Annotated in this window: 18 protein-coding genes; 11 read left to right on the top strand and 7 right to left on the bottom strand. The window is 74.9% G+C overall.

Annotated features, from left to right (window positions below):
- Positions 1–391: 391 nt before the first annotated feature.
- From RMN57_RS02255 to RMN57_RS02235, 5 genes are all read left to right on the top strand, one after another.
- A complete protein-coding gene (locus tag RMN57_RS02255; protein ID WP_313761637.1) occupies positions 392–685 on the top strand; it encodes a hypothetical protein in 294 nt (97 codons plus the stop codon).
- 234 nt (positions 686–919) lie between these two features.
- Entirely contained in the window at positions 920–1,678 is a 759-nt protein-coding gene (locus RMN57_RS02250; RefSeq protein ID WP_313761636.1) for a response regulator transcription factor, read from the top strand.
- Positions 1,675–3,246, top strand: coding sequence for a HAMP domain-containing sensor histidine kinase (locus RMN57_RS02245; protein ID WP_313761635.1), 1,572 nt, complete (start codon positions 1,675–1,677; stop codon positions 3,244–3,246). Before RMN57_RS02250 ends, RMN57_RS02245 begins: the two co-directional genes overlap by 4 nt.
- Positions 3,247–3,391: 145 nt before the next feature.
- Positions 3,392–3,820: a hypothetical protein gene (locus RMN57_RS02240; RefSeq protein ID WP_313761634.1), complete on the top strand. Its 429-nt coding sequence runs from the start codon at positions 3,392–3,394 to the stop codon at positions 3,818–3,820.
- Positions 3,817–4,023: a hypothetical protein gene (locus tag RMN57_RS02235; RefSeq protein ID WP_313761633.1), complete on the top strand. Its 207-nt coding sequence runs from the start codon at positions 3,817–3,819 to the stop codon at positions 4,021–4,023. Before RMN57_RS02240 ends, RMN57_RS02235 begins: the two co-directional genes overlap by 4 nt.
- 253 nt (positions 4,024–4,276) lie before the next feature.
- Here RMN57_RS02235 and RMN57_RS02230 read toward each other — a convergent pair whose 3' ends face one another.
- Positions 4,277–5,125 (bottom strand): SDR family NAD(P)-dependent oxidoreductase, encoded by an 849-nt coding sequence (locus tag RMN57_RS02230; protein ID WP_313761632.1) that lies wholly within the window; start codon positions 5,123–5,125, stop codon positions 4,277–4,279.
- 104 nt (positions 5,126–5,229) lie between these two features.
- On the opposite strand from RMN57_RS02230, the gene RMN57_RS02225 reads away from it, so the two are divergent.
- Positions 5,230–5,853 carry a CGNR zinc finger domain-containing protein gene (locus RMN57_RS02225; protein WP_313761631.1) on the top strand — a complete coding sequence of 208 codons (624 nt, stop codon included), beginning with the start codon at positions 5,230–5,232 and terminating at the stop codon, positions 5,851–5,853.
- Between the two features lie 98 nt (positions 5,854–5,951).
- Here the strand turns inward: RMN57_RS02225 and RMN57_RS02220 are convergent, their stop codons facing one another.
- Positions 5,952–6,773 carry a universal stress protein gene (locus tag RMN57_RS02220; protein ID WP_313761630.1) on the bottom strand — a complete coding sequence of 274 codons (822 nt, stop codon included), beginning with the start codon at positions 6,771–6,773 and terminating at the stop codon, positions 5,952–5,954.
- Positions 6,774–6,999: 226 nt separating this feature from the next.
- On the opposite strand from RMN57_RS02220, the gene RMN57_RS02215 reads away from it, so the two are divergent.
- Together RMN57_RS02215 and RMN57_RS02210 are read left to right on the top strand one after the other, a co-directional pair.
- A complete protein-coding gene (locus RMN57_RS02215) occupies positions 7,000–7,692 on the top strand; it encodes a response regulator transcription factor (RefSeq protein ID WP_313761629.1) in 693 nt (230 codons plus the stop codon).
- A 264-nt stretch (positions 7,693–7,956) separates the two neighbouring features.
- Positions 7,957–8,949, top strand: coding sequence for an Acg family FMN-binding oxidoreductase (locus RMN57_RS02210; RefSeq protein ID WP_313761628.1), 993 nt, complete (start codon positions 7,957–7,959; stop codon positions 8,947–8,949).
- A gap of 20 nt (positions 8,950–8,969) precedes the next feature.
- Here RMN57_RS02210 and RMN57_RS02205 read toward each other — a convergent pair whose 3' ends face one another.
- The gene (locus RMN57_RS02205) at positions 8,970–10,655 is read right to left on the bottom strand and encodes a GAF domain-containing protein (RefSeq protein WP_313761627.1); all 1,686 of its coding nucleotides are present in this window, start codon (positions 10,653–10,655) and stop codon (positions 8,970–8,972) included.
- Positions 10,656–11,134: 479 nt separating this feature from the next.
- On the opposite strand from RMN57_RS02205, the gene RMN57_RS02200 reads away from it, so the two are divergent.
- Entirely contained in the window at positions 11,135–12,178 is a 1,044-nt protein-coding gene (locus RMN57_RS02200; protein ID WP_313761626.1) for a zinc-dependent alcohol dehydrogenase family protein, read from the top strand.
- 195 nt (positions 12,179–12,373) lie between these two features.
- Positions 12,374–13,045 carry a pyridoxamine 5'-phosphate oxidase family protein gene (locus tag RMN57_RS02195; protein ID WP_313761625.1) on the top strand — a complete coding sequence of 224 codons (672 nt, stop codon included), beginning with the start codon at positions 12,374–12,376 and terminating at the stop codon, positions 13,043–13,045.
- Between the two features lie 410 nt (positions 13,046–13,455).
- Here RMN57_RS02195 and RMN57_RS02190 read toward each other — a convergent pair whose 3' ends face one another.
- The gene (locus tag RMN57_RS02190) at positions 13,456–13,818 is read right to left on the bottom strand and encodes a DoxX family protein (RefSeq protein WP_313761624.1); all 363 of its coding nucleotides are present in this window, start codon (positions 13,816–13,818) and stop codon (positions 13,456–13,458) included.
- Positions 13,815–14,324: a cupin domain-containing protein gene (locus RMN57_RS02185; RefSeq protein WP_313761623.1), complete on the bottom strand. Its 510-nt coding sequence runs from the start codon at positions 14,322–14,324 to the stop codon at positions 13,815–13,817. Before RMN57_RS02185 ends, RMN57_RS02190 begins: the two co-directional genes overlap by 4 nt.
- Before the next feature lie 81 nt (positions 14,325–14,405).
- Between RMN57_RS02185 and RMN57_RS02180 the strand changes: the two genes are divergently transcribed.
- Positions 14,406–15,257, top strand: a complete 852-nt coding sequence (locus RMN57_RS02180) for a LysR substrate-binding domain-containing protein (RefSeq protein WP_313761622.1) — start codon at positions 14,406–14,408, stop codon at positions 15,255–15,257.
- Positions 15,258–15,350: 93 nt separating this feature from the next.
- Here the strand turns inward: RMN57_RS02180 and RMN57_RS02175 are convergent, their stop codons facing one another.
- On the bottom strand, positions 15,351–16,244 hold the full coding sequence (locus RMN57_RS02175; protein WP_313761621.1) for an NmrA family NAD(P)-binding protein: 894 nt from the start codon (positions 16,242–16,244) through the stop codon (positions 15,351–15,353).
- Positions 16,241–16,669 (bottom strand): nuclear transport factor 2 family protein, encoded by a 429-nt coding sequence (locus RMN57_RS02170; protein ID WP_313761620.1) that lies wholly within the window; start codon positions 16,667–16,669, stop codon positions 16,241–16,243. Before RMN57_RS02170 ends, RMN57_RS02175 begins: the two co-directional genes overlap by 4 nt.
- Between the last annotated feature and the right edge of the window lie 75 nt (positions 16,670–16,744).

Below are 16,744 nucleotides of genomic sequence, written 5' to 3'. Positions count from 1 at the left end.
GGGTAACGCTCCGAAATAGCAAGAGGACACACTTCTGGCGTGGAAGCGGGTCCTCAGCTAGGAGATTCGGGGCGTAGACATGCGGTCACGGTAACAAGCGGGCGTGGCGCCGTGCACCTGCTTTTCCCGCGGTTGCCGTTGCTGCTGTTGCTGCTGCTGGGGCGCGGCGGCTCCGACCCGCCGGGGCGCACCTCACGTCCGGCGGTCGGCCGAGCGCGGTCGCCGTGCCGGTGAGGCCGGGCGGTGTCGGGTGAGGCCGGGCGGTGCCGGGTGGTGCCAGATGGGGCCGACCGGCCCTGTCGACCCTGGTGATCCGCCCGCACTCGGATGAGGGTCGAAGCACCTGTGGGAGCGCGCGAGTGCCCTCACCCGAAGCGGCGGGGGAGGAGCGATGAAAGAGATCACACGAACGGAATGGTTCGCCCTCGGTGTCGTCACCATGACGGCGGCCGGGGCGGCACACGCCGTCGCGGGCGCGGCCAACATCGCCCGGGACATGATGCGACCGCAGCCGGCCGGCGGCTCCGCAGGGCCCGGCGGGGCGGTGCCGCTGCCGGTGAGCGGACGCAGCGGGTGGATCCTCTTCGGCGCGATGGTCCTCGCCGGGAGCCTGGTCTACCACATCGCCTCCGACACCGAACAGATCCTGAAGGAGATCCTTGGCGCCACCCGCTCCGTGCGCTGACCCGCCGCCACCGGCGGCGCAGCACGCGACCGCCTCGGCCGCCCACCGCTCCACCGCGAGCCGTGCGACCTCCTGCGGACACCCTCGGGATCGCGCCGGCACACCGGTGTGAGAGGGTCGGCGCCCGGACACGAGGAGGCGCCGATGCAGGGGAGCGGGTCCGGGGCCGTGGGCGGCCCCGGCAACGGGACGGGCCCGGGGGGTGCCTCCGGGCCGGCGAGCGGGGCACTCCCGGTGAGCAGCGCCGCGCCGGGCGGGCGGGTCCTGGTGGTGGACGACGACGCGGCGATCCGGCGCAGCCTGGAGCGCGGCCTCCGACTGAGCGGCTTCTCGGTGTCCCTCGCCGAGGACGGCGAGACCGCGCTCGCCCGGATGCCCACCGACGCGCCGGACGTCCTGGTCCTCGACGTGTCGATGCCCGGCGTCAGCGGCGCCGAGGTCTGCCGCAGCCTGCGCGCCCGCGGCGACGACATCCCCGTACTGATGCTCTCGGCGCTGGACGAGCCCGCCGACCGGGTCGCCGGACTGCAGGCCGGCGCCGACGACTACCTCGTCAAGCCGTTCGCGCTGGAGGAGCTGGTCCTGCGGCTGCGGGCCCTGCTGCGCCGCCGCCCGCCGCAGCCGGACGACCGCGTGGTCGCCGGACCGCTCACCATCGACCCGGGCACCCGTCAGGCCCGCCTGGACGGTGAGGAACTCCGGCTCACCCGGCGGGAGTTCGAGCTGCTCACCCACCTCGCCCGGAACACCGGCCTGGTCCTCTCCCGGGAGCTGCTGCTGGAGCGCGTCTGGGGCTACGACTTCGACGTCCGCAGCGACGCCGTCGACACCTTCGTCAGCTACCTGCGGCGCAAGACCGAGGCCGGCGGACGGCCCCGGCTGATCCACACCGTCCGGGGTGTCGGCTTCGTGCTGCGGCTGCCGGACGGAGCCGCCCGCCCGTCCGAGGGCGCCGCCCCGGCGCCCGCCCCGACCCGGCCCGGTCCGCGGTGAGGCTCTCCACCCGGATCGCCCTCTGGGCCGCCGCCGTGGTGCCACTCCTGGTGGTGCTCGCCGGCCTGCTGCTCCTGCCCCTGGTCGGCCGCGACCTGCGGCACCAGCAGGACGCCCGGCTCAACGACCGCGCGGCAGCCCTCCTGCCGGGCGTGCGGGCGCTGGTGGCCGCCGACAGCAAGGGCCGCCCCAAGGTCGAACAGAACCAGCAGCGCAAGGTGGTGGACGCCGCCCTCGACCTGGGCGTGCGGGTGACCGGCGCGGACGGCACGGTCCTGCTCTCCGTCGGCCCGCAGCCCGACGGCCCCGGGGCCTTCCCGGCCGTGCCCGGCGGCCCGGTCACCGTACGGGAGCACGGCACCGCCTGGCGGGTCCTCACCGTCGCCGTCACCACCGCCGGCGGAACGAACGGCGGCACCGGCGCCGGCGTCAACGGTGGCGCCGGCCTGCTCTGGGTGGTCACCCCCACTGGGCCGGCGGACCGCGAGGCGGCCGTGGTGCGGCGGCGCGTCCTGCTGGTGGCCCTGGTGTCGGCGCCGGTCTCCGCAGTCATCGGCTTCGCGCTCGCCGAGCGGGCCACCGCCCCGCTGCGCCGCCTCAGCCGCCGCGCCGCCGTCCTGGACCCGGCGGCACCGGCCCCGTCCGGCGGCACCGGGCCCGCAGACGGGAGCGCCGGCAGGCCCGTAGGCGGGTCCACTGGTGGGCCGGGCGACGGCCCCGGCGGTCACGGCTTCGCCGCCGAGCGGACCGGGACCACCGAGGTGGACGAGCTCTCCGCGGCCCTCGCCCTGCTGCTGACCCGCTACGACGAGCAGGCCCGGCGCACCGCTCAGGCCCTGGACACGGCCCGCTCGTTCTCCGCCGACGCCTCGCACGAGCTGCGCACCCCGCTGATGAGCCTGCGCACCAACCTCGACGTGCTGGCCGCCCACCCCGACCTGTCCGCCACCGACCGGGCGGAGATCGTGGCCGAGCTGGGGGAGGACCACACCCGGCTGCTCGACCTGCTCACCGCGCTGAGCACCCTGGCCCGGGGCGACCTCGTCCAGCTGGACGCGTTCCACCCGGTCGACCTCGCCGAACTCGTAGACGCGGCAGCGGACGAGGCCCGGCGCCGCCACCCGGGGGCCGGGTTCACCGTGGATGCCCCGGAGGAGATGAGGGTGTTCGGCTGGGAGTCCGGCCTGCGGATCATGCTCGCCAACCTGCTCGGCAACGCCGCCGTGCACGGCCGCACCGGCCACGCCCCGGCACGCGTCACGGTGCGGCTCGCCGCCGAGGGCGCGGTGGCGCGGCTCACCGTGGACGACACCGGCCCAGGGGTCCGGCCCGAGGACCGGGAGACCGTCTTCCAGCGGTTCCACCGCCGGCGCGACAGCCCCGGCTCGGGCCTCGGGCTCACCCTCGTCGCCCAGCAGGCCGCCCTGCACCGCGGAACGGTCGGCATCACCACACCGCCCGGTGGCACCGGCTGCCGGGTCGAAGTGACGCTGCCGCTCCCGCGCCCGGACGCGCCGACCGTCGAGCTGCCGGCCCGCCGGGACTGGATCGCCGCCCGGAGCCGCTGAGCACCTCGTCGGCCACGGCGGCGGGCCGTCCCCGTTCCACAGGGATTCCACAAGAAGCATCCCTACGCTCCTGGCCACCACCTCCGGTCGGCCGGGCCCGTAACCGGCCGACCGGGGGTTCTCGACGGAGAAAGGACGATGCCTCATGCCCGCTGCCAACCTCCTCCCCGCCGGCCGCCGGATCGCCGCGCTCGGCGCCCTCGCCCTGGCCGGCTCGCTGCTCGTCGCCGCGCCCGCCCAGGCCGACGGTTCGCCGTCGGGCGCCCCGGCCGCCGCGACGACCCCGAAGGGCGACGGGGCCAAGGGCATCTGCAAGCGGCTGCCCAAGACCGAGGACCGCGTCACCAAGGCGCTGAACCGGCTCAACGGCGACGCCACCGTGGTCGGCTCGGTCGCCCGCCTGGAGCAGCGGGTCGCGAACGCCAAGTCCGCCGGCCACGCCGAGATCCAGACCTACCTCAGCGACCGCCTGACCGCCCGCAAGGCCATGGTCACCACGCTGCAGACCCGGCAGAAGGACCTCAAGTCCGTGGCGACCTGGTGCGCCGCCCAGGGCGAAGGGTCCGGCAAGTGAGCCGCCGCCCCGCCGCGGCACTCGCCGCCGTCCTCCTCGCCGGGGCCGCCATGCTCACCGCCTGTGGTCCTGCCGGCGGCGACGGGGACGCCAAGTCCGGCCGGGCCGACAGCTCTCAGGTCGACGACATGCAGCAGAAGCTGGACGCCGCCGAGAGCGCCGCCGCCCAGGCGGACGCCGACGCCGCAGCCGACAACGGCTGACGCCCGGGCGCCTCTCGGCAGGACAGCCCGGCCGAGGGGGCCGGGCTGTCCTGCCGGCGCCCTCGGCCCGGGTGTTCCTGCGTCAGAACGGCCTACGGGCTCGTAGTCGCCGGCGCCGATCAGCCGCGCGGCGAACCCACCCGCCGGGCGTCGGTTGCCGAAGACGAAGGTGATCCCGCGCCTGCCCCGGACTTGGGAACTGGTAACCGGGGGCCCCGGCGGTCGGTGCCGAGGCCCCCTGCGGGAGTGGTGATCACCTGTCGACGGCGTCGGTCACGCGGTTCCAGGTGTCCAGGTCCGCGGTGCGGGCCTGGAGGGCGGCGCGCATGCCGGTGGCGCCGGAGGTGCCGAGGGCCAGGCGCAGCGGGGGGTTGGGGCTGTCGACCGCGGTCCGGATGCCTTCGGCGATCCGGGCCGCGGAGGAGAACGCGGACGCGGGCAGTTCCCCGATGCCCTTCTGGACCTCGCGGACGGTCCGGTCGTAGTCGTCGAGGCCGGCGGCGACGTCGAGGTTGGACAGGAAGGGGGTGGCGGTCATTCCGGGCTGGATGATCGTGACCTTGATGCCGAGTGGTGCGACCTCGGCCACCAGTGCGTCCGACAGTCCCTCGACCGCGTACTTGGTCGCGGCCAGCAGTCCCACGCCGGGGTGGGCGGACTGCCCGTAGACCGATGAACCCTGGAGGACGTGTCCGGACCGCTGGGAGCGGAGTACCGGCAGCGTCGCGCGGAGCACGTTGAGCACGCCGAAGACGTTGGTGTCGAACACGGCGCGGGCCTGCGTGTCGGAGGCTTCCTCGACTGCTCCGAAGAGTCCGTAGCCGGCGTTGTTGGCCACCACGTCGATGCGGCCGAACCGCGAGTGCGTGCGCTCCACCGCTTCCCGGACGGCCTGCTCGTCACGCACGTCGGCGGGGACGAGGAGCAGGCGGTCGCCGTGAATTTCGGTCAGTTCGTGCAGGGGAGCGGTGTCGCGGGCGATCGCCGCGACGGCCTCGCCGTTCTCCAGTGCCTGGCGGGTCAGTTCGCGGCCGATGCCGGAGGTCGCGCCGGTGATGAGCCAGGTGCGGGGGCCGGCCTGCTGGTGGGAAGTTCCATTCATGTTGCGACCGTAAGGCGTTAGCTCGTAACGCGTCAAGCGAGGTGGGGCGACCCGTTGCCTGTTACGCGGCTTAGTGCCTCTTCCGGCTGCTGTAGCATGGGGCGATGAGCAGCGCTGCAGCCGGACCTGCGGAACCCAGCCCGCGCACCGTCGTGCCGATGGTGGAGACCGTGCTCGCGTTCGTGAACACGCGCGCGGACGGAGGCGGCCGGCAGGAGCTGTTCGGGGACGGGCAGGCGTTCGCGGCGTGGCTCGCGGAGCGCGACGAGTTCGGCGGCGAGTTCGGCGGCGAGACGGTGGCGACCGACGCCGATGCCGCGGCCGCCCGCGAACTGCGGGACGCCCTGGTGACCCTGCTGCTGGCGCACTCGGGCGACGAGGGGAGCCTGGGCGAGTCGCTGCGGCACGCCGAGCAACACCTGCGGCGCGCAGGCACGCTCTACCCGCTGGCGACGGTGGTCACGGCCGGTGGTGTCGAGCTGGCGTCGCCGCAGGCAGGGGTGCCGCGTGTGTTCGGGACCGTCCTGGCCGCGGTGACGACCTTCGCGCAGACCGGCGACTGGGGGCGCATCAAGGCGTGCCGCAACCCCCCGTGCCATTTCGGCTTCTTCGACCGCACCCGCAACGGGTCGGGGCTCTACTGCAGTACCGGGTGCGGCTCCCAGGTGTCCATGCGCAACTACCGCCGGCGGCAGCGCCGCGGGAGTGACGCACCGCCGGAGGCGTGAGGCCGCGGGTGGCCGCTTCGTGGTCCTGGCCCCCGCGCCCGCCGGCTTCGGTCCGAGGACGGCAACCCGCCGAGAGTCCTACCTCCGGAGGCGTCGGCTCACGTGGTCGGGACGACGACGACGGGGCACTCGGCGTGCTGGACGACGGTCTGGCTGGTGGAGCCGAGTCGGCCGAAGGGGCCGCGGGGGCTGCCGTGGCGGCCGACGACGAGGAGCGTGCGGCCGGACGAGGCGGACACCAGCTCCTTCGCCGGGCTGGAGCGGGCGAGGGTCGTGGTCACGGAGACGTCCGGGAAGCGCTCGCGCCAGCCCACCAGCACCTCGGCGAGCATCCGCTTGTGCTCGCCCTCGATGTGCGACTCCTCGTACACCACCGGGACTTCGTGGCCGGGGCCCATCAGCATCGGATAGGTCCAGGCATGGACGACGTACAGCGGTAGCGCCAGCCGCCGGGCCGCCAGGAAGGCGTACGCGAGCACCGGCTCCTCGTGCTCCTCGCCCTCGACGCCGACCACCACGGCGGGGTCGGCCGCCGGCTCGGCGGTGCGGACCACCACGACCGGGCAGGGCGCCTGCGCGGCCAGATGGAGGGTGGTCGAGCCGAGGAGGAGTTTGGGGAACCCGCCCGAGCCGCGGGCGCCGACGACCAGCAGCGTCGCCTCCTCCGCCGCCGCGGTCAGGACTTCGCGCGGTTTGCCGTCCACGAGGTCTGCGGTGACCAGGAGCCTCGGGTGCAGGGCGGCGACCCGGGCGCGCTCGACGGCCAGCAGGGCTCCGTCCTCCTCCCGGCCGGAGGGCAGTTCGGGGGCGCGCACCAGGCGCAGCGTGAGTTGTCGGAGCACTGCCTCCTCGGCGGCCCAGTCGAGGGCGGCCTCGCTCGGCTCCGATGCGTCGATCCCCACGGTGACGGGTCCGTTCAAGGCGCATCCTCCAGTTCGCGGCGCAGCGCCGGTCGGCCGGTGGGTCCAGGCTATGCCCGCTCCCGGTGGGCCGCCGGTCGGCGGCCGGCGGGCCGGCCGGGCGCGCAGCCGTGCGGGCGCGCCCGACCCGTACGGCTGCGCGCCCGGCGGCGTCCGCTGGTGCGCCCGACCGGCCCGGCGCGGAGAATCGGTGGGGTGACCGCCCCGGAGACCCAGGGAGCAGGCGATGGACGCGAGCGAGCCGGCGGTGGGGGGTCGACCGGTACGGGTGTTCCTGCTGGACGACCACGAGGTGGTCCGGCGCGGAGTACGGGACCTGCTGGAGGCCGAGCCGGACATCGAGGTCGCCGGCGAGGCGGCCACGTGCGCGCAGGCGCTGGCCCGCATCCCTGCGCTGCGGCCGGACGTCGCGATCCTGGACGTGCGGCTGCCGGACGGTGACGGGGTCACCGTCTGCCGGGAGTTGCGGGACCGCCTGCCCGGGCTGGCCTGCCTGATGCTGACCTCGTTCGACGACGACGACGCGCTGCTCGACGCGATCATGGCCGGTGCGGCCGGGTACGTGCTGAAGCAGGTCAAGGGCGCCGACCTGGTGAGCGCGGTGCGCACGGTGGCGTCTGGCCAGTCCATGCTCGACCCGGCGACCACCCGGAAGCTGATGGAGAGCCTGCGCCACCACGAGGAGAGCGAGACGGAGGCGGCGCTCGCCCAGCTGACCCCGCGCGAGCGGGAGATCCTCGCCCTGGTGGGGGAGGGCAAGACCAACCGGCAGATCGGCCAGGAGCTCTACCTCGCCGAGAAGACGGTGAAGAACCACGTCTCGCGGTTGCTCGCCAAGCTCGGTGTGGAGCGCCGCCTCCAGGCGGCCGTCCTCGCCGCGCACGCCGATCCGGAGCAGCACCGCCACCACCCGCACTGAGCGGCCGTGGCCGCACCGAGTGGCCGTGCCTCCACGGAGCAGTGGGTGCCCGTACGGGGCTTCAGGGGCACGGAGTTCCGGCGTGGAGCCCGTCGGGCCGGCGGATAGAGCCGAACGGCCCATGCGGTGCGCGCGGTGCCGACCGCACGGTGGAAGTGGGGCGGAAGCGCCCGCAAGCCCGGCCGAGGAGCCCGCGACACCGGAGGCCGTGACGCCGGAGCCGCAGGCCCGGGGAACAGGAGATCAGGAGATCAGGAGACGGTCATGTCCACCATCGCCCTCGACGCCGCCGCGTTGGAGAAGCTGGTCTCCGCAGCGGTCGCCGCCCCCTCGATCCACAACAGCCAGCCGTGGCACTTCCGGCTCCGGCCGGAGACGTCGACCCTGGAGGTCCGCGCCGCCCGCGAGCGCGCCGTCCCGGCCGCCGACCCGCAGGGCCGGGCCATGCACGTCTCGGTCGGTGCGGCCGTGCTGAACCTGTGCGTCGCCGCGCGGTTCCTCGGCTGGGCACCGCAGGTACGGCTGCTGCCCGACCCGGCCGAACCGGACCTCTTCGCCGCCGTCCAACTGGACGTCTCCGCCCCGGCCCGGGCCCCCGGCACCGACGACCTGTACGAGGCGATCTGGCACCGCCACACCATCCGCACCCCGTTCACCGGCGACCCCGTCCCGCCGGCCGTCCTGGACGAGCTGGTGGCCGCCGCCCGCACGGAGGAGGCGTTCCTGGGCCTGCCCGATGCGGAGGAGACCGCCCGGCTCCTGGAGATCACCGCCGAGGCCGAACGGCGCAACACCACCGACGCCGCCGCGCAGAACGAGAGCCGCAGCTGGGTCCACAGCGGCGACGACCTGCTGCCCTACGGCATCCCGTCCCGCGCGCTGGGTCCGCAGGACCGCACCGGGAACGTGCCGATGCGCGACTTCGCCGCGATCCGTACCGCCGAGCACCGGACCCCCGCCACCTTCGAGCGCGAGCCCCGGATCGCGGTGCTCACCACCGCGCACGACGGACCCGTGGACTGGCTGCGTGCCGGGATCGCCCTGGAGCACGTCCTGCTCGCCGCCACCGTCCACGGGGTCCGGGCCTCGCTGTTCCACCAGGCGATGGAGTGGCCCTACCTGCGCTGGGCCACCCGTGAGCCGCACCAGCGGCCGGGCCACGTCCAGATGCTGATCCGCCTCGGCTACGGACCGGAGGGCGCGGCCACGCCCCGCCTCGCACCCCGGGACGTGCTGGATCCGGAGGACGGGCCGTAGGCCGCCTGTGCATGATGCCCTCAGCCGGCCGGCAGCGGGACCCGCCACAGGAGTTCGGTGCCGCCCTCGGGGCGGCTGCGGGCGGTGAAGGTGCCGCCGAGGGCGGCGGCCCGGTCGGCCAGGTTCGCCAGGCCACTGCGCCGGCCGCCGGTGGGGAGGCCGACGCCGTCGTCCGCCACGGTCAGCGACAGCTCCGACCCCGCGCCGATCGTCACCTCGACCGAGCGGGCGGCGGCGTGCCGGGCGGCGTTGGAGAGCGCCTCCTCCAGCACGGCGATCGCGGCGTCGGCGGTCTCGGCGGGCACGGTGACGTCGAGCAGGCCGGTCATCCGGACGGACGGGGTGAAACCGAGCGTCCGGGAGGCCCGCTCGACCACCTCGACCACCCGGGTGCGCAGGCCGGTGGCGGCCGGGCCGGTCTCCCGCAGGCGCAGGCCGAAGATGGTGGCGCGGATGGTCTTGGCCGTGTCGTCCAGGTCGTCGATGGCCCGCAGCACGCGGTCGGCGGCCTCCGGGTGCTCGATGAAGCGGGTGGCGCCCTGGAGGGTCATGCCGGTGGCGAAGAGCCGTTGGATCGCCAGGTCGTGCAGGTCGCGGGCGATCCGGTCGCGTTCCTGCAGCAGCGCGACCCGCTCGGAGTCGCGGCGGCGCTCGGCGAGCTCCATGGCCACCGCCGCCTGGCCGGCGAAGCCCAGCAGCGGAGCGGACTCGTCCTCGCCGAACAGCGCGGCGCCGGCCGCCCGGGCCAGCATCAGGACGCCGCGCACCCCGTGTTCGGGGGTGCCGATCGGCACCGCGACGGCCGGGCCGAGGCCCTCCCAGCGAGGCGGGCCGGCGGTGATCCGCGGGTCCTTGCGGACGTCGGTGCTGACCACGAGTCCGCCGGTGCGCACGGCGGCGCCGACGAAGGACCCGTCGACGGGGACGACCAGGCCGCGGTGCTGCTGCTCGCCGAGGCCGGAGGCGATCCGCACCTCCAGCTCCTCGGTCTCCGGGAGCGGGAGCGCGACCACCGCGAGGTCCGCGCCGGCGACCTCGGCCGACCGGGTGACCAGCAGGTCGAGGACGTCCTGCTCCGCCTGCCCCGACAGCAGGCCGTTGGTGACCTCCGCGCTCGCCTGGAGCCACCGCTCGCGCAGCCGCGCCCGCGCGTACAGGCGGGCGTTGTCGATGGCGACGCCGGCGGCGACGGCGAGGGTGGCGAGCACCGATTCGTCCTCGGCGTCGAACTCGCCGCCGCCCCGCTTCTCGGTGAGGTAGAGATTGCCGAACACCTTCCCCCGGACGCGGATCGGCACCCCCAGGAAGGAGCGCATCGGAGGGTGGTGGGCCGGGAAGCCGTAGGAGGCCGGGTGGTCGGAGATCCGCGCCAGGCGTAGCGGCTCCGGGCGGCGGATCAGCTCGCCCAGCACCCCGTGCCCGGACGGCAGCGACCCGATCATGCGGACCTGGTCCTCGGTGACCCCCACCGGGAGGAACTGGGAGAGCCGTCGGTCCTCGCCGATCACGCCCAGCGCGCCGTACTCGGCGTCCACCAGGGTCACCGCCGCCTCGACGATGTGGCGCAGCGCCTGTTCGAGCTCCAGGTCGCGCCCGACCGCCAGCACCGCCTCCAGCAGGCTGTGCACCCGGTCGCGGGTGCCCCGGGCCGCGTCCAGCCGGGCCTGGAGCTCGTCCAGCAGTTCGTCGAGCCGCAGCTTCGGCACGGGGGCGGGGCTCTCCGGTCCTTCCGGACGCTCCGAAGTCTCCGAAGTCTCCGAACGCTTCGAACGCTTCGAACGCTCCGAGCGCTCCGATGCGTTGCCCAAGGAATCCTCCGTGGCTCGTCCGACGCCACTGAACGGCCCGCCACTGACCAGCCTAGGGACCGGCGGCCCGCGGTGCCGGGCGGCCGTCGGTGTCGCGCAGGGCCGATCGGCCCAGGGCCGGGGCCGCGCGACCCCTGGCGGCGCCCGCCGTCCGGCGGAACGCTGGAAGGGCAAGTGGAACCGGGCCCACGGCTTCCGGTGTCGCCGCTCCACCGTCCGGAAGACCCGCCCGGGGGACCCGTCCGAGAGGCGCTCGCCGGGCGTCCGGGAGAGGCTTGCGAGGCGTCTGCGACGCGCCGGAGCGGCATCCGGGGACGCTGCGGCCCCGGAGGCGCCCGGGACGTGCCCGTGAGGTGCTCGGGAGGAGTGAGCAGGGCATGAAGGCACTGACGTACCACGGACCGACCCGCCGCATCTGGGGCGACGTCCCCGACCCCGCGGTCCGCGATCCCGAGGACGCCGTCGTCCGGGTGGACGCGGTGACCATCTGCGGCACCGACCTGCACATCCTCAAGGGCGACGTCCCGGAGGTCACCGAGGGCCGGATCCTGGGCCACGAGGCCGTCGGCACGGTCACCGGGACCGGGCCGGGCGTCCGCACCGTCCGCGTCGGCGACCGGGTGCTGATCTCCTGCATCTCCGCCTGCGGCCGCTGCGCGTACTGCCGCGGCGCGAGCTACGGCCAGTGCACCGGCGGGGGCGGCTGGATCCTCGGCCACCTGATCGACGGCTGCCAGGCCGAGTACGTCCGCACCCCCTTCGCGGACACCTCGCTGCACCGGCTGCCCGACGGCGTCACCGACGAGGACGCGCTGCTGCTGGCGGACATCCTGCCCACCTCCTACGAGGTCGGCGTCCGCAACGGCCGGGTCGGGCCGGGCGACACGGTCGTGATCGTCGGCGCGGGGCCGATCGGCCTGGCCGCGATCCTCACCGCCCGGCTCTACAGCCCGTCCCGCATCGTCGCCGTCGACCTCGCGCAGAGCCGGCTCGACGCCGCGAAGCGGTTCGGCGCCGACACCGTGCTCACCGCCGCCGAGGCCACGGTGGACGCCGTACGGGAGCTGAGCCGGGACGGGCTCGGCGCGGACGTCGCGATCGAGGCGGTCGGCGTCCCCGAGTCCTTCGAGCTCTGCACGCGCCTGGTGCGCCCCGGCGGCCGGGTCGCCAACGTCGGCGTGCACGGCAAGCCGGCGCTGCTGCACCTGGAGGAGCTCTGGATCCGCAACGTCACCGTCACCACCGGCCTGGTCGACACGCACAGCACCCCGCTGCTGCTCGACATGCTGGCAGCCGGGCGGCTGGACGTCGCCGGGCTGGTCACCCACCGCTTCGGCCTCGACGAGATGCAGGAGGCCTACGACGTCTTCGCCGACGCCGGCGCGAACGGCGCCCTCAAGGTCGTGCTCTTCCGGACCTGAGCCGGACGGGCAGGGCGACGCGGCGCGACGACGGAGGACCGGAACGGACGGGTGCCGGAGATGGCGGAACGACGCCGAGCGAGACGGACGAGACCGAACGAGACCGGGCCGGGCCGAACGAGACCGAACGAGACCGGACGATGCCGAGCGAGGCCGGACGGCGCCCGCGGGCACCGGCAATCCGAGGAGCAGAGGATGAACACCCCAGACCGCGAAGCCGTCCAGAAGGCTGAGCCGGCCGACGTCGCCCGCCGCGTCCGCGAGCGCCGCGACCAACTCGGTCTGACCGACGAGATGCTGGCCTACCAGGCAGCCATGGCACCCCGCTACCTCCGGCACCTCCTGGACGTCGGTCCGGCGTTCGATTCGGCGGGGTTCGTCCGGATCGCCGCCGCGCTCCGGATGACCTGGTCGGAACTGCTCGAAGGCCGCCCCGACGCCCCACCGGGGCAGGGCGACCCCGGTCCGCGGCCGCTGCTCCTGCACCTGACCGAGCCCGAGTGCTGGGATCTGATCGGCACCCACGGCATCGGCCGGGTCGGGCTGCCCGTCCAGCCCGCGCCGGCCGTCTTCCCCGTCAACTACGCGGTGGACGCCCGGACGATCGTCTACCGCACGTCCGCCGGCGGCGCCGCCGCACCGCCGGACGGCTCGCCGGTCTCCTTCCAGGTGGACCACATCGACGACCGGATGAGCCAGGGCTGGAGCGTGCTGATCCTCGGCGAGGCCCACCACGTCGAGGACGCCGACGAGCAGGAGCGGCTCTCGCTGCTGCCCGGCACCACCCCGTGGGCGGGCGCCGGCCGCGCCCGGTGGGTGCGTATCCGCCCGGACGAGGTCACCGGCCGCCGCATCGGCAGCGGGTGAAGGCAGCGGGTGAACCGGCCCGCGCCGGCGGGAATCGACGGAGACGTCCTCGGCCTTCAGGCCCGGCTCCGGCGGGCGCGCAGGCTGCGCTTCGCGCGGCTGACGCCGAAGCCGAGCAGCCAGGGCAGGAGCGTGATCGCGCCGACGTAGAAGCCGAGGTAGGCGAGGAAGTCGCCCAGCCAGGTCGGTTCGTCCCAGGTGTCAACTGCCCTTTCGCAGAAGTGCGGTAGACCGTGGGAGTGGCACGCACTGTCCGGACACCTACGTCCTGGCCCAGCGCCCGGCGCCGGCCCGCCCGGGCCTCACGGCCGGCCGGCCGAGATGACCCGGGTCCGCCGGCGGACGGCCGCCGGACCCGTGGAAGAGGTGGTCCAGCGGACCGGAAACCCGTGGGCGAACTCTCCGGGCGATCACAGCCAGGTGGTCGCCAAGGGGACGGCCACGACGGCGGCGAGGAGCAGGGCGGCGTTGAGGCCGATCCGGCGGTCCCCGCGGCGCAGGTGGACGCCGGTCGCGCCGATCTGCAGGAGCACGAAGCCGACGGCCGCGGCCAGGGCGGCCGCCGGGGCGATCCCGGTCAGCGGCGGGAGGACCAGGCCGGCCGCGCCCAGCAGTTCGACCGTCCCGAGGGCCCGGACGGTCGGCATCGGCGTGCTGTCCACCCAGGCCATCATCGGCAGCAGCTGTGCGCGGCTCCGGACCGCCTTCAAGCCACCCGCGTAGAGGTAGAAGAGGGCGAGCGGCGCGGCGACGACCCAGTACGCGGCGGTCACGACGACGACCTCCGGTCCGCGTCGGCGGCGGGCGAGGTGGCGTAACGGTCCATCACCCGGAGGTGCGCCTGCGGCGGCACCGCGCCGCCGTCGGCGTAGAGGTCCCGCAGGTCCCGGAAGTACTGCACGTACAGGTCCGGGGTGAACGTGCTGAGCATGACGGCCGGTTCGTCGCTCACGTTGGCGAAGGTGTGCGGAGCCCCCGGCGGGACCATGACCAGGGTGCCGGCGGTCGCGTCGTGGTCCTCGTCCCCGACGGTGAACCGCACCGTGCCGGAGACGATGTAGAAGCCCTCGTCGTGCCGGGCGTGGCGGTGTTGCGGCGGCCCGGGCGTGTGCGGGGCGAGGACGGACTCGGCGATCCCGAGGCGGTGCCCGGTGGTGCTGCCGTCCTCCAGGATCCGCATCCGGGTGGTGCCCAGGAGGATCGTCTCGCCGTCGTTCGGGCCCACCACCGCAACGGCGGGGGCGGGTGTCGGTGTGCTGGCGTTCGGTTCGTCGGTCATGGATCGATTGCACTGCCGGGGCGCGGGGACTGTCCAAGACCTGTTCCGCGGCGGCCGATACCGTACGGGTATCGTCGCAGCATGGAGCTACGTACGCTGCGGTACTTCGTGGCGGTGGCCGAGGAACTCCACTTCGGCCGCGCCGCCGCCCGGCTGCACATGAGTCAGCCCCCGCTGAGCCGGGCGATCAAGCAGTTGGAGGCCGGGCTCGGCGCCGTCCTGCTGCACCGCTCCGCCACGGGCGTCACGCTGACCCCGGCCGGGGAGGCGCTGCTGGAGGAGGCGCGGGAGCTGCTCGACCGGGCGGAGCGGGTGCGCGCCAGGGTCGCCGCGGCGGCCGGTCCCGCGACCCTCACCATCGGCATCCTGGGTGACAGTTCCGACACCGGGGTGGCCAGGCTGGCCGCCGCGTACCGCCGGCGGCACCCGGGCGTGGAGGTCCGCATCCGCGAGACCGACCTGACCGATCCGACCTGCGGGCTGCGCGCCGGCCTGGTCGACGTCGCGCTCACCCGGGCTCCCTTCGACGGGACCGGCCTGGAGGTGCGCGAGCTGCGGGCCGACCCGGTCGGCGCGGTGCTGCGGGCCGACGATCCGCTGGCCCGCCGTGCGCACCTCGAACTGGCGGACCTCGTCGACCGGCGGTGGTTCCGGTTCCCGGACGGCACCGATCCGCTCTGGCAGGCGTACTGGAGCGGCGGTGAGCCCCGGCAGGGGCCGGTGGTCCGGGGCGTCCAGGAGTGCCTGCAGGCGGTGCTCTGGAACGGCACCGTCGGGATGACCCCGCTCGGGCACCGGCCGCCGGGGGAGCTGGCCGTGGTGCCGGTCGTCGACGTGCCGCCGAGCCGCGTGGTCGTGGCGTGGAACCGGACCGACCCGAACCCGCTGATCGGCTCCTTCGTCCGGATCGCCGCGGCGGCCTACCGGGCCTGACGGCCGGTCACGCCGCCCGTCGCCTTCCGCGGGTCGAGGCGGGCGGCGGGCGGCACCCACGGCCCCGGCGCTGCCGCGGCGGCTGCGCCCGGGTCAGGTGCGGGCGGCCAGTTCCCGTTCGGCGACGGCGCGGAAGCCGGTCGGCGGGCGGCCGGTGAGGCGCAGGACGGTGTCGGTGGTGCGGTCCTCGGCGCCCTCGGCGATGGCGAGGTCCATGCCGGCCAGCATCGCGGCGAACTCCGGTGCCACCTGCGTGGCCAGACGGTCCCGCAACTGCTCGTACGACAGGCGCTGGTGGGTCACGGGGCGGCCGGTGACTTCGGTGAGCACGGCGGCGATCTCGTCGTGGCTGAGTGCCTGCGGCCCGGTCAGCAACACGTCGGCGTCGGGCGCACGGTCGTCGAGCAGCGCCCGGACCGCGACGGTGGCGATGTCCTCGGCGTCGACGAACCCGATGCGGCCGTCCCCGGCGGCGGTCGGGATGGTGCCGTGGGAGCGGACGCTCTCGGCGTGGGCGTGCGTGCCGGTGAAGTTCTGCATGAACCAGGAGGGCCGCAGTACCGCCCAGGCGTCGAACAGGCCGGGCAGGGCCGCGTGGACCAGGCCCACCGCGGGGCCTCCTTCGGGGACGGCCGAGGAGCTGAGCAGCACCGCGCGCTCCACCCCGGCGGCCCGGGCCAGCCGGAGGAACGGCAGCATGACCGCGGCCGGGTCCGGGTCGCCGACCGGCGGGACGAGGTAGACCCGGTCGGCGCCGTCGAGGGCACCGGCGTGGGTGGCGGGGTCGTACCAGTCGAAGCGGACCGGTTCCGTGCCCGGTAGCGGGGTCGCGCTCCGGCCAGCGGCCCGTACGCGGCACCCGGCGGCGACCAACCCGGCGGCGGTGCGGCGGCCGGTGGTCCCGGTGGCGCCGACGACGAGGGCGGTGGTGGTCGGGGGGTTGGTGGTCCGGGGGTTCGTGGTCCGGGGGTTGGTGGTGTCGGTCATCGCGTGCTGCTCCCCGTGAAGTCCAGGCCGGGCTGCTCGGCGGCGAGGGGGTTCCAGTAGTCGCGGTAGGAGGTGAAGCGGCCGTTCTCGACGGTCACCACCGCGATGTACGTCATGTCGAAGGGGGCGTCGATCGCCACCACGCGGCCCACGCCGCGCATTTCGACCACGAGGGTGCCCTGGTCGGTGGTCTCGTGGATCCGCAGGTCGGGGAAGTCGTGCAGATCGATGTGCTCGGGGTAGTCGCGCATGTAGTCGGCCACCGCCGCGCGCCCCTCCAGCCGCCGGGGCCGGCCCGGGGGTGCGAAGGGGAACTCCATGACGCCGTGTTCGGCCCACAGGCCGACCCAGCCGGGGATGTCCTTGGCCAGGAGCAGGCGCAGGCCGTGGCGGTAGAGCTCCGCCGGGGAGGTGTTCTCGGGCATGGGGGTCCTCCGTCCCGTAAGATTCGGACCAGCGGTCCGCTTCTCGAACGATACGGACCGCCGGTCCGTATCGCA

Source organism: Kitasatospora sp. CM 4170, from assembly GCF_032110285.1.
GTDB classification, from domain to species: Bacteria; Actinomycetota; Actinomycetes; order Streptomycetales; family Streptomycetaceae; genus Kitasatospora; species Kitasatospora aburaviensis.
This window is presented reverse-complemented; position numbering and strand designations above follow the sequence as displayed.

Coding starts and splice junctions, on each gene's coding strand:
- RMN57_RS02255 (WP_313761637.1), top strand. CDS start 392: ATGAAAGAGATCACACGAACGGAATGGTTCGCCCTCGGTGTCGTCACC.
- RMN57_RS02240 (WP_313761634.1), top strand. CDS start 3,392: ATGCCCGCTGCCAACCTCCTCCCCGCCGGCCGCCGGATCGCCGCGCTC.
- RMN57_RS02230 (WP_313761632.1), bottom strand. CDS start 5,125: ATGAATGGAACTTCCCACCAGCAGGCCGGCCCCCGCACCTGGCTCATC.
- RMN57_RS02225 (WP_313761631.1), top strand. CDS start 5,230: ATGAGCAGCGCTGCAGCCGGACCTGCGGAACCCAGCCCGCGCACCGTC.
- RMN57_RS02215 (WP_313761629.1), top strand. CDS start 7,000: ATGGACGCGAGCGAGCCGGCGGTGGGGGGTCGACCGGTACGGGTGTTC.
- RMN57_RS02210 (WP_313761628.1), top strand. CDS start 7,957: ATGTCCACCATCGCCCTCGACGCCGCCGCGTTGGAGAAGCTGGTCTCC.
- RMN57_RS02200 (WP_313761626.1), top strand. CDS start 11,135: ATGAAGGCACTGACGTACCACGGACCGACCCGCCGCATCTGGGGCGAC.
- RMN57_RS02195 (WP_313761625.1), top strand. CDS start 12,374: ATGAACACCCCAGACCGCGAAGCCGTCCAGAAGGCTGAGCCGGCCGAC.
- RMN57_RS02185 (WP_313761623.1), bottom strand. CDS start 14,324: ATGACCGACGAACCGAACGCCAGCACACCGACACCCGCCCCCGCCGTT.
- RMN57_RS02180 (WP_313761622.1), top strand. CDS start 14,406: ATGGAGCTACGTACGCTGCGGTACTTCGTGGCGGTGGCCGAGGAACTC.
- RMN57_RS02175 (WP_313761621.1), bottom strand. CDS start 16,244: ATGACCGACACCACCAACCCCCGGACCACGAACCCCCGGACCACCAAC.
- RMN57_RS02170 (WP_313761620.1), bottom strand. CDS start 16,669: ATGCCCGAGAACACCTCCCCGGCGGAGCTCTACCGCCACGGCCTGCGC.